15 protein-coding genes are annotated in these 14,496 nt (G+C 39.0%); 1 reads left to right on the forward strand and 14 read right to left on the reverse strand.

Features of this window, described 5'->3' with window-relative positions:
* Window positions 1-72: 72 nt before the first annotated feature.
* A complete protein-coding gene (locus J5J05_RS08425) occupies window positions 73-1,662 on the forward strand; it encodes an ABC transporter ATP-binding protein (RefSeq protein WP_208560245.1) in 1,590 nt (529 codons plus the stop codon).
* Window positions 1,663-1,852: 190 nt separating this feature from the next.
* Here J5J05_RS08425 and J5J05_RS08430 read toward each other — a convergent pair whose 3' ends face one another.
* The 14 genes from J5J05_RS08430 to J5J05_RS08495 form a co-directional block, all read right to left on the reverse strand.
* Window positions 1,853-3,214: an APC family permease gene (locus J5J05_RS08430; RefSeq protein WP_208560246.1), complete on the reverse strand. Its 1,362-nt coding sequence runs from the start codon at window positions 3,212-3,214 to the stop codon at window positions 1,853-1,855.
* Between the two features lie 216 nt (window positions 3,215-3,430).
* Window positions 3,431-3,991 carry an anaerobic ribonucleoside-triphosphate reductase activating protein gene (gene nrdG / locus J5J05_RS08435; protein ID WP_208560247.1) on the reverse strand — a complete coding sequence of 187 codons (561 nt, stop codon included), beginning with the start codon at window positions 3,989-3,991 and terminating at the stop codon, window positions 3,431-3,433.
* The gene (nrdD, locus tag J5J05_RS08440; RefSeq protein ID WP_208560248.1) at window positions 3,981-6,182 is read right to left on the reverse strand and encodes an anaerobic ribonucleoside-triphosphate reductase; all 2,202 of its coding nucleotides are present in this window, start codon (window positions 6,180-6,182) and stop codon (window positions 3,981-3,983) included. Before nrdD ends, nrdG begins: the two co-directional genes overlap by 11 nt.
* Window positions 6,183-6,286: 104 nt before the next feature.
* Window positions 6,287-7,246, reverse strand: a complete 960-nt coding sequence (nrdF, locus tag J5J05_RS08445; protein ID WP_208560249.1) for a class 1b ribonucleoside-diphosphate reductase subunit beta — start codon at window positions 7,244-7,246, stop codon at window positions 6,287-6,289.
* Between the two features lie 105 nt (window positions 7,247-7,351).
* Window positions 7,352-9,520 carry a class 1b ribonucleoside-diphosphate reductase subunit alpha gene (nrdE, locus tag J5J05_RS08450; RefSeq protein ID WP_425270354.1) on the reverse strand — a complete coding sequence of 723 codons (2,169 nt, stop codon included), beginning with the start codon at window positions 9,518-9,520 and terminating at the stop codon, window positions 7,352-7,354.
* Between the two features lie 4 nt (window positions 9,521-9,524).
* Window positions 9,525-9,896, reverse strand: a complete 372-nt coding sequence (gene nrdI / locus J5J05_RS08455) for a class Ib ribonucleoside-diphosphate reductase assembly flavoprotein NrdI (protein ID WP_208560251.1) — start codon at window positions 9,894-9,896, stop codon at window positions 9,525-9,527.
* A gap of 5 nt (window positions 9,897-9,901) precedes the next feature.
* The gene (gene nrdH / locus J5J05_RS08460) at window positions 9,902-10,135 is read right to left on the reverse strand and encodes a glutaredoxin-like protein NrdH (protein ID WP_208560252.1); all 234 of its coding nucleotides are present in this window, start codon (window positions 10,133-10,135) and stop codon (window positions 9,902-9,904) included.
* Between the two features lie 410 nt (window positions 10,136-10,545).
* Window positions 10,546-10,890 carry an initiation-control protein YabA gene (locus J5J05_RS08465; RefSeq protein WP_208560253.1) on the reverse strand — a complete coding sequence of 115 codons (345 nt, stop codon included), beginning with the start codon at window positions 10,888-10,890 and terminating at the stop codon, window positions 10,546-10,548.
* Window positions 10,891-11,093: 203 nt separating this feature from the next.
* Window positions 11,094-12,077 (reverse strand): DNA polymerase III subunit delta', encoded by a 984-nt coding sequence (gene holB / locus J5J05_RS08470; RefSeq protein WP_208560254.1) that lies wholly within the window; start codon window positions 12,075-12,077, stop codon window positions 11,094-11,096.
* A gap of 18 nt (window positions 12,078-12,095) precedes the next feature.
* Entirely contained in the window at window positions 12,096-12,425 is a 330-nt protein-coding gene (locus J5J05_RS08475) for a cyclic-di-AMP receptor (protein WP_208560255.1), read from the reverse strand.
* 14 nt (window positions 12,426-12,439) lie between these two features.
* Complete coding sequence (gene tmk, locus J5J05_RS08480; RefSeq protein WP_208560256.1) at window positions 12,440-13,093, reverse strand: dTMP kinase; 654 nt, start codon at window positions 13,091-13,093, stop codon at window positions 12,440-12,442.
* Window positions 13,094-13,275: 182 nt separating this feature from the next.
* Entirely contained in the window at window positions 13,276-13,494 is a 219-nt protein-coding gene (locus J5J05_RS08485; protein ID WP_208560257.1) for a YaaL family protein, read from the reverse strand.
* Between the two features lie 12 nt (window positions 13,495-13,506).
* Window positions 13,507-14,103: a recombination mediator RecR gene (gene recR, locus J5J05_RS08490; protein ID WP_208560258.1), complete on the reverse strand. Its 597-nt coding sequence runs from the start codon at window positions 14,101-14,103 to the stop codon at window positions 13,507-13,509.
* Window positions 14,104-14,168: 65 nt separating this feature from the next.
* Window positions 14,169-14,489: a YbaB/EbfC family nucleoid-associated protein gene (locus J5J05_RS08495; protein ID WP_208560280.1), complete on the reverse strand. Its 321-nt coding sequence runs from the start codon at window positions 14,487-14,489 to the stop codon at window positions 14,169-14,171.
* Window positions 14,490-14,496: the final 7 nt, after the last annotated feature.

The following is a 14,496-nucleotide window of genomic DNA, read 5'->3' on the forward strand; positions in this document are numbered from 1 at the left end:
CTGCAATCATTGACTTTCGATTAGTTTACCTCACTTATACTAAACGTACAAATAAAATAAGGACGTGAGAAAATGTTTACGATAATCAAATTGTTTTGGAAAGATAATACTGCTGTTGCTTTGCTGCTACTAGTCACGGCTTCCTGTCAAACGCTTGCAAGTGTTCTGATGGCGAATGCTTTTAATGCACTAGTCGATTCAAATTATGACCGTTTTATTCAGACAACCCTACAGATGTTGCTTGTATACTTGTTGTTTCTAGTCTTTACCTTTTTTCAAATCAACGTTATGAGTCGCGTCAAACAACGGATGCTGACGGCTATTCGTCAGTCCATTACAGAAAGGCTTGAAAAGGTCAGTTATAAAGTCTTTCACGAAAAGCAAGTAGGCACCTATGCTTCTTGGTTAAGTAATGATATGAATACAATCGAGGTCAGTGCTTTCGATGAATGTTATACTGTCTTGTCGGGCTTGATTGCAACGACGACATCCGTGATCGCATTATTCTTTTTTCATTGGAGCATTGTTTTATTAAGTTTTCTGATTGGCGCGCTGACCCTTTGGTTGCCAAAGTTATTTGAAAAGCAATTGGCTGCCGCTTCACTTGCGACCACTAAAGAAAATGAAGTCTTTCTAAGCAGGTCTTCCGATGTCCTTTCTGGTTTTGATACGCTTTTTTCTTTTAATTTGTTAGAACGACTGACTTCAACGGTTTATGATGCTTCTTTGGCACTCGCTGATGCAAAGAACCATCAGGCGAAAATGATGAGCTTTGTTGTCATTCTTGGTGCAATCGGTAATATCTTCGGACAGTTATCGGTATTAGCATTAACGGGTTTTCTAGCCTTTCAATCTATCCTTACAGTCGGTGCGATCGCATCCACAGGGAACCTTGCTAGTACTATTTTCAATACTGTCGGGAATCTTAGTCAGCGAATTGCTGGTATCCGCGCAACACGCCCAATTTTTGAAAAGTTCGAGGAGATTCTTTGTCTTGATCAACCTGAAGATGAAGGTTTTCAACTAAACAGCGGCTTTGATTTGCGTAATGTTTCTTATGCTTACGGAAGTAAATCATTGTTTGATTCTTTGACCTACTCTTTTACACTCGGTGGAAAGTATGCCATCATCGGTGCTAGCGGAAGCGGGAAATCAACCCTTCTTCACCTCCTTAATGGAAAACTCACAGATTATTCGGGTTCGATCTCATTTTCGGGTCACGAATTGTCCGAGTTGACCGGACGACAGTTGCGTCAGCATGTGCTTTACATTGAACAGGCACCCTATCTCTTTGAAGGAACGATTCGAGAAAATATTACAATGGGCGAATCATTTTCGGACATACTTTTGGAAGAAGCTATAGCTCAGAGCGCACTAGATGAATTGATTCCCCAGTTACCGAATGGTTTGGACACACCAGTTGGTGAAGGTGGACGTTCTCTTTCAGGTGGACAACGTCAGCGAATCGCATTAGCACGTGGACTGATACGCGGCAAGTCTGTTATTTTAATTGATGAAGGAACCTCTAGTCTAGACGAAGCAAGTGCCTTGAAAATTGAACAGCATCTCGTAAACAATCCCACCCTCACTGTATTGATGGTCACACATCATTTAAGAGAAAAGATTCGAGATCAATTAGATGGTATCGTGTCTTTGGGCTAGCTTACTGTGTTTCCCTTTTGATTCAGTAAATGACTTTTTTAAGTAAAAAATCGATTAGCTTTTCTTCACCCAGTGTCTCATCTGTATTCATTTATTCACCCTATCTCATGACTTGTAAAAAATTCTAAAAAAATAAACCAACCGCTTTGTTTTTCAGCTTTGCTGAAGTGAGCGGTTGGTTTATGATGATTTAGGCGATTTGATTTTTCTTCTGATAGTACACGTATCCTGCGATACAAACGAGCAGAGAGAAAATCAGGAAGAAGGGTACGAATGTCGGGTTAGAGAAGATTCCCCCTACCAATATAATGAGCGCACCGAGTGTGCCAAGAATGGGCGCAATATAGCCTAAGAAGACGTTTTTGATAACACCTTCTCGTTTCAGTTGGATGACTTTCAGATAGAGTACGGCGTATGCAAGATAACTGAATACAATGGCGATTTCACTGATGTCTCCCCCAGATAATAACGAGGTTTTTTGTGAGATGTAATGTAGCCCCATCCATACTAAGCTTACTGCAAAGGCGAAAATCGTAGAGGCTGGTGACAACTCTCTTTTTGAATCGATCAGTTTGATTTTATCACTCATTGGTATCATGTTTTTCATTGCTAATGCTTGTGGCAAACGGATATAGCCAAGTGTCAGCCCATTAACCACGCCTAGTACCGCAATCAATACAAAGGTCAACATAATAGACTCTCCATTTGCTCCAAGAATCGAAGTACCAATTTGGCTGATCGCGCCATCACCTGTAGATAAGATATATTCTTCTCCAACGATGGACACGGTTCCGAGGAAATAAGCCAAATACACAGCAAGGACGATCAATGGTCCAATCGTCAATGCGATAGGCATATTGCGCTTGGCATTTTTCACTTCTGGTGTGATGGTCGTTGAAATGACCCATCCTTCAAATGAAAAAGCCATTGGTGCTAAGGCTGCTAACCAGCCTAAGCCAACTGAACTTGTCCCGATCGTCGTGATTTCATTAGGTATCTCAGGATTTGGTGCACTCCAGAATAAACCAACTAAACCAATCCCAATCAAAGGAATCAATTTAATGAAAGTTGTCAGGTTTTGGAAGCGACCGCCTGTTTTTAATGAAATATAGTTCATTACGAATAAAAAGGTTAAATAAATGAGTCCAATACCCGTTTGCATTTCAAGTGTTGAAGGTAGACCAAATAGCATCGTTGTATAGATGCCGGCTACCCATGAAACAACGACTGTGATCGTCGGGAAGTAGACCCATACTTGAAACCAACCAAATGCACTAGCTGCTGAGGGCGAAATAAATTCTTCAAAGTAACCAACGATCCCACCTGTTTTCGTTGTTCTACTTGCTAATTCTGTCAATGTAATACTTCCAAAAATGACGCATAATGCACCGATACAAAATACTAGCACGCCTAGTAAAACGTCGCCGCCTGTATAAGTGAGGATATCATCTGCTTTAAAAAAGATTCCTGACCCTACACAAATCCCCACGATCATGGATAAGGCGGTTAAAAGACCATAATGCTGTTTGATTTCTATTTTCTTATCTTCCACTGTTTCTCTCCTTTTACCAATTCAATCTATTTTATACTTTTATTCGATATAATTAATTATACTAATAAGGTATAGTAGAAAATATAACAGAAATAGGCAAGCAAGAAAAGATAGTTTTCATTCTTTTGGTCGTTTGATCGCTCATTTCTCTAAAAACTGATGCGTTCAGGATTTTTTTAGAGATGTTTATAAAATACGCTTAATTTCTTTGTGTTTTCAACGGTATTGGCCGTCTTTCCACAAGATCATTTCCCCTGCTAATAAGGATTGCTGAACATCGATGATATTTTGATTGGCACTTCCTCTAAAAGCTAGACTCAAATCTTTTTTATCCAATTCAAATCGCCCATCTACAACAACATCTAAATACTGCAATAACTCCAGTTTATCCGCTGTTCCATTCATCAGTTCATCCCATGTGTAGCCCGTCCAAGACCAAATGTCTTTTTGATGCTTAAATTCTTTTCTTACACGTTGGCTAAGCTGGAGGGTGACACCTGTATTTAAAAAGGGCTCTCCTCCAAGTAAGGTCAATCCTTGGCAATAGTCTTCTCGAAGATCGCTGATGATTTGATCTTCTAGTTCAATCGAATAAGGTTTCCCATAAGCAAAATTTTGCGCTACTTTGTTATAACAGCCTTTACAGGCAAATGGGCAGCCACTCACATATAAACTACATCTGACGCCTTCCCCATCTACAAAATTATAAGGCTTGTAATCTGCAATATAGTGTTGGCTAAACTGTTCTGAGGTCCAAGTAACGGGATCAGTTTTCATGCGTCTCCTCTCCCTTCATATGTTTCGTTCTAGAAGAAATTTCTTTGTGTCTACCTTCTACCATAGGTCGTTTTTGAGGGTTTCCAAGATAACCGCATGTCCGCTTGACCACATCACAGGTTTCAGGATCCGTATTTCCACACTGTGGACATTTGAATCCATGCGCTGTTGGGGCAAAATCACCTTCAAATCCACATGCATAACAATGGTCGATGGGTGTATTCGTACCTAAATAGCCTACTTTGTCATATGCAAAGTCCCAAACGGCTTCCAATGCTTTCAAATTCGTCTGCAATTTTGGATATTCACAGTAATGAATAAATCCACCACTCGTGTACGGTGCATACACTTCTTCAAATTCAATTTTTTCAAAGGGCGTAGGATTCTTTCTAACGTCATAATGGAAGCTGTTTGTGTAATAGCCTTTATCCGTTATATCTTTTATTTCGCCATATTTCTCTTTATCCAATTGACAGAAACGGTCTGTTAAACTCTCACTAGGCGTTGAATAAATACTGACATGTAGGTCGATCTCATCGGCCCACTGATCAGCTGCTTGTTTCAAGTAGTCAAGTATGTCGACTGTAAATCGTTTCGCTACTGGATCTTCTTCCCAATCTGGTCCATAGAATGCAGTCGCAGCTTCATACAATCCAATATAGCCAAGAGAAGCGGTCGCACGTTTATTCTTGAACAGTTTCTCCACTTTATCCGTTTGTTTCAAACGCTCACCGAAGGCACCGTGCATATATAAGATGGGGGCATTTTCAGGTGTTGCTTCCATCACTCGTGCGACTTTGAACAGTAGCCCATCATGTGCTACTTCCAAACGTTCTTTTAGCAACTGCCAGAACCGTTCGATTGAGCCTTCTGCTTCTATTGCGATTCTTGGAATATTGAGTGTCACTACGCCTAAGTTCATTCTTCCAGCATTAACCTCTTCACCTTTATCATTTTTCCAGCCCTGTAAAAATGAGCGGCAGCCCATCGGTGCTTTAAAACTTCCTGTTAGCGATACGATTTTATCATAGGATAAAATATCTGGATACATCCGCTTTGAAGAACAGTCTAAGGCTAATTGCTTGATGGCATAATTTGGGTCTTCTGGGTTCAGATTGGTACCTCTTTTAAGTGTAAAGACTAACTTTGGAAAAATCGCTGTCCGTTTTTCTTTACCCAAGCCATTGATGCGAACCGTTAAAATCGCTTTTTGTATTTCCTGTTCGATCCAAGAAGTTCCTAAGCCAAATCCGATCGTTGTAAAGGGCGTTTGGCCTTGAGAAGTGTATAAAGTATTGATTTCATACTCCAAACTCTGCATGGCATCATAAATATCTTTTTTCGTCCGCTCGATAACAAAAGCTTCTTGTCTTGCTGGCTCTGTGATCCACTCCTCAGCAGTCTGTTGATGCTTAAGGTAATTTAGTTTTGCATAAGGTGCCAAGACTTCATCGATTCGATCAAATGTACAACCACCATATTGACTAGAAGCAACATTCGCAATGATCTGCGCAGTCTGAGCTGCGGCTGTTTGAATCGATTTTGGTGATTCGACTTCTGCATTACCGATTTGAAAGCCTTTCTCAAACATTTCTTTGAAATCGATCAAGCAACAATTACTCATCGGTGAGTAAGGTGTATAGTCTAAATCATGGTAATGTATTTCACCTTTTTCATGCGCATTCGCTACCGCTTCAGGTAGCCACTTCAATCCAATCGCTTTACCCACAACACCTGCTGTTAAATCTCTTTGTGTATTAAAAACACGGCTATCCTTATTAGCATTCTCATTGACCATCCCTTTGTCTTGCGCTAACAAGCGACCGATCATTTGATTCATATCCCTGCGTGAAGTCTTGTCTGCTAATTTTTTCTCTTTTTCTTCATTCAACTGGATAACTAGTTTGGGTTGGCCGATTTCATTTAAAACCACTTTTAAAATGTGTTCTAATTCACAAGAATCAATAACAGAATGTTGCCTTTTAATCAGTCTCTCTTCAATCCCCCTAGACAAACGGTCTTCTCGATTTTCAGTATAGCATTCAGAAGATGATACCATCCTTTTATAAATATGTATGATTTTACTCATAGAAAAGCCTTGCAATCGGGCATCACTTTTTTTTACGATAAGATTATCTAACGCACTTTCTGTTTCAATCGCCTGTTTTTCCTCCTGATTGACTATTTGCATTTGTCATTCTCCTTTCACGATCGGTCACTTTGATTGTTTATTCACAATGGTGTTTAAAAGCAAGTCCTGCCTTTAATAGACAGGATTGACTTTTGAACCTTCTTTTAATACCATTTCACGTAGTCTTCATCTTCCATCGACTCGACCATTCCTAGTAAATAACCATTTCCTACTTGAGAGAAAAAGTCATGATTACTTGTTCCGGTAGAGATACCGTTCATGATGATAGGATCAACATCTTCTGATGTATCCGGGAACAATGGATCAAATCCTAAGTTTTGTAATGCTTTATTGGCGTTATAACGTAAGAATACGCCTACACGATCTGTCCAGCCAATCTCGTCGTAAAGATAAGCTGTATATTCCATTTCATTTTCATACAGTTTGAACAGTAACTCATATGTCCAATTTTTAAGATCTTCTTGTTTTGTTTCCTCTAATTGATTGAAACCAATTTGGAACTTGTAGCCAATGTACGTACCGTGAACGGACTCATCTCTTAAAATCAGTTTGATGATCTCTGCTACGTTTGTCATTTTACTGTTTCCTAGATAGTGTAGTGGCGCAAAAAATCCAGAGTAAAACAAGAATGATTCAAGAAACACACTCGCTACTTTCTTCTGCAGGTCTGTTCCTTCATGGTAAATCGCATTAACGATTTGTGCTTTTTTCTGCAACATTTCATTTGTATGCGTCCATTCAAAAATTGAATCAATTTCTGATTTAGTGTTCAATGTACTGAATATTGCACTGTAACTTTTCGCGTGCATTGACTCCATGAACTCAATGTTATTATAGACAGCTTCTTCATGTTGTGTACGAATATTCTTTTTCAATGCTCCAATACCGTCTTGAGATTGAAGCGTATCTAGTAAAGTCAATCCACCAAACACTTTTGCGACCATATCTTTTTCTGCAAGTGGCAATTTTTGCCAGTCACTCAAGTCATTGGATAGTGGAATACGTGTATCTGTCCAGAATTGCTCAACTAGTTTTTCCCATGTCAACTTATCGACCATGTCTTCAATCTGGTTCCAGTTAATCGCTTTGTAAGTTTCAGTCATTCTCTATTCTCCTTGTCCGTCGCTTCATTTTTTATTGGTTTCTGCACGATCATTGCTCGACAAGAGCGAGGCAACCGTCAGCTACCTCGCCTGTTGTTCGAGTATTTATATCGTACAGCTCTCACATGCATTTGATCCAATTTCTTCTGCATCGTCTGTAAACGTACGAACATAATAAATAGATTTGATGCCTTTTTTGTGCGCATAATGTCTCAAGATATTTAAGTCACGTGTCGTTTGTTTAGTTGTCTTGCCATCTTTCCATTCATAGATACCTTCTGGGATATCTGAACGCATGAATAGCGTTAAACTCATTCCTTGATCCACGTGTTTTTGAGCAGCAGCATAAATATCGATCACCTTACGCATATCCATATCATAAGCACTCGTGTAATAAGGCATTGTCTCATTAGACAAGTAGGGTGCTGGGTAATAAGTTTTACCTGTCAATTTCTCTTGACGCTCTTCAACAAGACGCGTGATTGGGTGGATACTTGCAGATGTTTCATTTACATAACTGATTGAACCAGTAGGTGCTACAGCCATACGGTATTGATGGTAAAGCCCCTGTTCTTGTACGTCTTTTTTCAGTGCTTCCCAATCTGCAACAGTTGGGATATGGATACCTTGATCGGCAAAGATCGCAGCAACTTTTTCTGAATCAAACGTGTGCTCAGCATTTGTATAATAGTCGAAGTACGTGCCTTTGGCATAGTCAGATTTCTCAAAGTTATGGAAAACTTGTTTACGTTCTGCTGCTAATTTGTTACTTGCTTTTAGCGTGTAATAGTTTAGTAGCATGAAGTAAGCATCTGTAAATTCAATCGATTCAGGAGAGCCATAGTGCATTTGGTTTAGCGCAAAGAAGGTGTGTAGACCCATTGCACCAAGACCGATCGTGTGGTACTTGTCGTTCCCATTTTTTACAGAAGGTACGGCTTCGATGTTTGATTGGTCCGTTACATATGTTAATGCACGCACCATTGCGTCTACTGATTTTTCAAAGTCAGGTGTTTTCATCAGGTTAACGACATTCGTAGAACCTAAGTTACAGCTGATGTCTGTTCCAAGTGTTTCATATTCTTGATTATCTTTGATGAGTGACGGTTCTTGTACTTGTAGTACTTCACTACATAAGTTACTCATTGTGATGGTTCCGTAAACAGGATTTGCTTTGTTTGCAGTATCAACGTTAAGCACGTATGGATAACCAGATTCTTGTTGTAATTTAGAGATTTCATTTTCAAGATCTCTTGCTTTTACTTTTGTTTTTTTGATTTCAGGGTTCGCTACCATGTTGTCATATTCTTTCGTAATATCGATATAAGCAAATGGTTCTCCGTAGATGCGTTCAACATCATATGGACTAAATAGGTACATCTCTTCGTTACGTGCAGCTAAGTCGTAGAATTTATCTGGTACGACGACGCCTAGAGAAAGTGTCTTCACACGAACTTTTTCATCTGCATTTTCTTTTTTCGTTGACAAGAAGCTCATGATATCTGGATGGAAAATGTTCAAGTAAACAGCGCCTGCACCATTTCTCTGTCCTAATTGGTTAGAATAGCTAAAGCTGTCTTCCAATAACTTCATGACCGGTAATACACCACTAGAGGCATTTTCGATTTTCTTGATTGGATCGCCTGCTGCTCTAAGGTTAGTCAGGTTGACCCCAACGCCGCCACCGATACGAGAAAGTTGTAGTGCAGAGTTGATGGCACGACCAATACTGTTCATATCGTCTGTTGTTTGGATCAGGAAGCATGAAACAAGTTCTCCACGACGTTTTCTTCCTGCATTAAGGAACGTTGGTGTAGCTGGTTGATAACGTTGGTTGATGATCTCTTCTGCGATATTTGTCGCTAGTGCTTCATCCCCATTTGCCAGATAAAGGGCATTGAATGCAATACGATCTTCGAATCGCTCTAGAAATCGATTGCCATCATTCGTTTTCAAAGCATACTGTGTGTAAAATTTATAAGCAGACATAAACGAACGGAAGCGGAATTTCTGATTATAAAGTCCTTCGATCAAGTCAGTGATAAATGTTCTTGAATACTTACCAATGAATCCTTCTTCAATAAAATCATGCTCAATCAAATAGTCGATCTTTTGATCGATACTATCGAACGGGACGGTATTTGGATTTACATGTTCGATAAAGTACGCTTTAACTGCTTCTCGGTCTTTATGAAGCGGGATTTGATTGTTTACCGGACGGTTGATTTCATTGTTTAGTTGGAAATACGTTACTTCTTTTGCTTGTTCTTTCACTGGACTAGTTGTAGCCAAGATCATCCACCACTTTCTTTATTTTGAGTACGTCTTCTTCGTTTCCTTGAAATTCAAAGCAATGAATCAAAGGAACGTTATATTCTTCTGCGAGGTCTTTCGCGGTAAAAACAAATAGCTGGGCAAAATTAAGATTCCCTCCGCCAGCTACGCCTTTTAAAAATGATTGATTATGTTCTGTTTCAATAAAATCATTTAATATTTCAGTCATTTCCCTATCATAGGTAGGGGTAATGATGATATACGGTTCATTTACAGGAATAAATGGATCAGTCGGCGTTAATTCCAACGAATCCATTTCTAGTTTATTCACGAATTTTCTAGTTTGCCCTGTGAGCGAAAAGTACACGACTTTCATCTTTATTACGCCAATTGGTTTAGCATGTCCGGACGGAAACCATTGAAAGCTTCAAGTCCTTCAGCAAGTACAACTGGTAAAGAGCTAAAGCCAAGGCTTTTCACTTCTTCGATCGCTGCTTCATTTTCAGCGATATCTTTGATTTCAAATGGGATACCTTTATCCTCTAAATATTTTTTAGTGAAGTTACATTGCATACAGTTTGGTTTTGAATAAACAATGACAGTTTTGTTTGACATGAAAAATTCCTCCTAGAGTTTTCTTACTAATTGAGTTAAGTTTAAATTTTCAGCACGTTACAGCCATTTAAAATGGTTGAATACACGCACTTCAACGTAAAAACACCTATCTATATATAGTGCTGTCAAGGTTTAAACTAGACACACTATTCAGTACTCGGTGCTTCTTACTTCGTATCTATTATTCTACATGACTTTTAAAAAAATTCAAGCATAAAACACCTTATATAGTATATTTTTTTAAACCGAACACAACATATAGTGTTAGCGCACAAAAAGACACTCTCGTTATTTTGCTCAATAATACGAGCAGAACGAGAGTGTACAAGGATTTGCACTTCAAATATTCTATTTTGTTTTTATCTATTACCACTATATATAGTAGAAAATTTTTTTGAAGTAAATCATCTTTATTTTCGTTCACCATAAATAACTTCTAAACAAAAAGCACATGGCTCATCGCCATCTCTTCTGGATCCATAAAACAAATTACAAACATGAAAACCATCTTCGTAAATTTTTTCTAGATTCATACGAGATTTTGTCATACCAGTATCACTTAATTGCTTTTCAATTGATTGTTGCTTAACGATTTCAGCTAGCCTGTCTCTTAAATGCTGATTTTCCATGCTCAATGCATTATTCTCTTCAGTCAGTTGAGACAGCTCTTGCTTCACTTGTTTGAGTGTGTTCAGAGTGGCTTCTGCTTGGGATTCCAACTCAGAAAATGTGTCATGTAATTCTTTCTTATTCATTGTTCACCACTTTTTCATTTCTCTTCAGCTTTTTCATCGGTTTCAACTTTGACTTTGATCATGAACAGACAGTCTACGTTTCCTCACTGTCTTGTAATAGCATAACACGATTAGAATTGAAATGGCAAACCCTCAATGCATAAAGTTGCCATAATTTTTTACTAGCTTTATGTGCTTTATGTGCTTTATGTGTTTTTTGTATTTTAAGTTCTTATCATTTGTAAAGCGATATCTTCAAATACACCTTGCGCAGCAACATTGCTATTCAGTTTTTTCTTGGCTTCAAGTAATTGTGTCAAAATTTCTGTGATTTGTCGACTAGCGTACTGATCTGCAAGCTGCTTCAACTGAGGCTCGTGATTGACAAAGGCAACAAGTACCGATTCTGAATAGGTCAGGTTTAATAAATCACGATAGATAATAATCAGTAAATCGACAACAAGTTGATTATCTTCTCTATCCTTTACCGTACTCATCAAATCGGTTTGGACATAAACAAAAGACTGATCATCTTTTTTAGAGAGGAATTTAAACCAGTTCCAAGTCGCCACAACGAGTTGTTGGAACGCTTCGTCTCCAGCTAGCGCTACAGCTCTTTCTGCATCGTGTGTTATTCTTGCTGTTAAAGCTGATTGAGATGTCGTTAGTCCTCGCTCTTCTAATTCGCTGATACGCTCATTCAGTGGTCGTACAGGGAAGTGAACGATTTGACAGCGTGAAAGTATCGTTGGCAATAACCGTTGTTTAGCTGTTGTTAGCAACAAAGCAGTTGTCTCTCCATCTGGTTCCTCCAGAAACTTCAACAAGCTATTCGCTGCGTTCTGCGTCATTTTTTCAATATCTTCGATAATGAATAACTTACGCTTACTTTCCACACCACTTTTAGAGAACTCTTCTTTGAGTTCTCTTACTTGAGCAACTTTTATGGATAAGCCATCTGGTTCAATCTCAATAACATCTGGATGTTGATGAGTTTGGATTCGTTGACACTGGTGACAGTTCCCGCAGGGTGCTTGGTTTTCACCTGGATTCTGACAGAAAAGAGCTTGTGCGACCCATAGAGCCATTTCTTTTTTCCCTGTGCCTGCAAAGCCTTCAAAAACATAAGCATGCTGCATGGTCTGATTGCTGATTAATTTAGAAAACAGTCGACGGATATTCGACTGTTTTTCAATAATGGTCGACATCGAACGTCTCCCTTGTCTTTAGTATTGTTGGAACTGCTCAATTGGAAGTACAAACAAAGTTGCACCGCCTACTTCTACATCTACCGGGTAAGTCAAGTCAGATTCTAAAGTGAAATCATACGAAGGGGGGCTCATCATCGTCTGACTTCTTGTTGAGCAGTTTTCCTTGATCAAGGCAAGTACACTATCCACTTTACGATCTTCGACACCCATTAGGAAAGTTGTATTCCCTGCTCTTAAAAATCCTCCAGTGGAAGATAATTTTGTTGCACGCACACCTTTTTCTACGAACTCATCTGCCAGTCTTTTACTATCTTGATTTTGAACGATCGCTACGATCAATTTCATTTTAATCATCCTTCCTAACTATTTTTTCTTTCAAATTGTTCAATGGCTGAACTCAAAGTACTTGCTGCTGCTTCAAATACACTGTCTTGATTTTTGGAAGCATCAATGGTGATGAAACGCTTAGGTTCTTTCTGAATCATCATATGGTAGGCATTTCGGACTTCTTCGTGGAACGTTACCGCTTCTAATTCTAGTCTATCTTGCGTACGGTTGGATTGCTTATCTCTGATTCTAGCAAGTCCAACTTCTGCTTCTACATCCAGGTAGAGAGTAAGATCCGGTTTCAGTCCTTCAATAGCGAATTCATTGATGGCAATAACCTTCTCCATCCCAATTCCTCTGGCTTGTCCTTGGTAAGCGACTGAGCTATCTACAAAACGGTCACATAAAACGATTTCGTCCCTTGATAGTGCTGGTAATATCTTTTCAACGACATGCTGTCTACGACTTGCCGCTAATAGGAGTGCCTCTGTTCTAGGATCCATGGCCGTATGCCCCGGATTCAGTAAAATGTTTCGAATTTCTTCGGCGATTTCACTCCCTCCAGGTTCTCTTGTCACAACGAGTGAACGTTCAGACATCGACTCAATTGCCGGAATCAGTTTTTTTACTAAACTTGACTTGCCTGCCCCATCTGGACCTTCTATGGTAATAAACAATCCTGTCACGTATATTTCCTCTATTCTATTAAATGCTATTTGCTTCATTATACGGTAGAACGGATCGATATGTCCATGGATTTTATAAAAAGCCGCATACGCACAAAAAAGCAGGCACTCGCCGTTACATCAGTTTCAACTTATTTCTAAGCTTTCGCTGAACATACCGTAGTCCCTGCTGTAATTTACTATTATTTCCCTTTGATTTCTCTGATTTTTGCTTCTTTAAACAAATAAAAGTATTTTGCCTGAGAAAGTTTTCGCTCTGCTTTTAACTTTGGATGTTCTTCTACGATGATTTCTTCCATTACCTTTGACTGTTCCCATTCAGTCTTCAAATGATTCATCAAGGTAAGCAAGTAACCATCATATTGATTTTTCAGTTTAGGTTTTCTTTTAAATAATCCCATGTGTGACTTCTCCTACATTTCTCTTCGGCCTTCAACCGCTTTAAGCAATGTTACCTCGTCTGCGTATTCAATATCACTACCTACCGATAAGCCGTGGGCCAATCTTGTTACACTGATGCCAGAAGGTTTGATTAAACGAGACAAGTACATAGCCGTCGCTTCACCTTCTGCTGTAGCATTTGTAGCGATAATCACTTCTTTGACCTCTTCGTTTTGAAGTCGTTTGATCAAATCGGGTATATTGATATCTTCTGGACCTGTTCCTTCTATCGGTGACAACACACCTTGAAGCACGTGGTACAATCCCTTGAATTCCTGCATTTTCTCCATTGAGATCACATCTTTGGGATGTTCAACAACAAGAATCAATGAATGATCCCTCGTTTTATCTTGGCAGATTTCACAAGGATCTTGTTCTGTCATATTTCCACAAACCGAACAATAGTGCAAATCACGTTTTACACTGATTAAGGATCTTGCAAATTTCGTTACATCGTCTTCATTCATATTAACTGTATAAAAAGCCAGGCGGGCAGCTGTTTTCTCCCCGATTCCTGGCAATTTCATATAGCTTTCCATTAATTTTGAGATCGGCTCTGGATAATGCATGACCGGTTCCTTTCTAGAAAGTTCTCTTAATAAAAGCTGGTAACACTTTTTTCTGAAACACCAAACTACATGCTTGGCATACCCATACCTTTAGTGTATTTACCCATGACACGTTCTGTTTCAACATCTACTTTTTCAAGTGCATCATTTACAGCTAGCAAGACAAGATCTTCAATAATTTCTACATCTTCTGGATCGACGATTTCTTCTTTGATTGATACGTTTGTCAGTTTTTTATCTCCTGTAAACGTTACTGTTACTAAATCATCATTCGCTGTCCCAGTAAACATGGTTTCATTCAATGTTTCTTGAGCTGAAGCCATTTCTTTTTGCATTTTCTGCATTTTTTTCATCATACCTTGCATATTTCCCATTCCACCGCGCATAATTGTT

The organism is Marinilactibacillus kalidii (genome assembly GCF_017599325.1).
In the GTDB taxonomy this organism is placed as follows: domain Bacteria; phylum Bacillota; class Bacilli; order Lactobacillales; family Carnobacteriaceae_A; genus Marinilactibacillus; species Marinilactibacillus kalidii.

Excerpts from the sequence above, each read along its gene's own strand:
- nrdD (WP_208560248.1), bottom strand. The coding sequence starts at position 6,182 with ATGCAAATAGTCAATCAGGAGGAAAAACAGGCGATTGAAACAGAAAGT.
- nrdI (WP_208560251.1), bottom strand. The coding sequence starts at position 9,896 with ATGAAAGTCGTGTACTTTTCGCTCACAGGGCAAACTAGAAAATTCGTG.
- recR (WP_208560258.1), bottom strand. The coding sequence starts at position 14,103 with ATGCATTATCCAGAGCCGATCTCAAAATTAATGGAAAGCTATATGAAA.
- nrdH (WP_208560252.1), bottom strand. The coding sequence starts at position 10,135 with ATGTCAAACAAAACTGTCATTGTTTATTCAAAACCAAACTGTATGCAA.
- J5J05_RS08425 (WP_208560245.1), top strand. The coding sequence starts at position 73 with ATGTTTACGATAATCAAATTGTTTTGGAAAGATAATACTGCTGTTGCT.
- nrdF (WP_208560249.1), bottom strand. The coding sequence starts at position 7,246 with ATGACTGAAACTTACAAAGCGATTAACTGGAACCAGATTGAAGACATG.
- J5J05_RS08475 (WP_208560255.1), bottom strand. The coding sequence starts at position 12,425 with ATGAAATTGATCGTAGCGATCGTTCAAAATCAAGATAGTAAAAGACTG.
- J5J05_RS08465 (WP_208560253.1), bottom strand. The coding sequence starts at position 10,890 with ATGAATAAGAAAGAATTACATGACACATTTTCTGAGTTGGAATCCCAA.
- J5J05_RS08485 (WP_208560257.1), bottom strand. The coding sequence starts at position 13,494 with ATGGGATTATTTAAAAGAAAACCTAAACTGAAAAATCAATATGATGGT.
- holB (WP_208560254.1), bottom strand. The coding sequence starts at position 12,077 with ATGTCGACCATTATTGAAAAACAGTCGAATATCCGTCGACTGTTTTCT.
- J5J05_RS08495 (WP_208560280.1), bottom strand. The coding sequence starts at position 14,489 with ATGCGCGGTGGAATGGGAAATATGCAAGGTATGATGAAAAAAATGCAG.
- nrdG (WP_208560247.1), bottom strand. The coding sequence starts at position 3,991 with ATGAAAACTGATCCCGTTACTTGGACCTCAGAACAGTTTAGCCAACAC.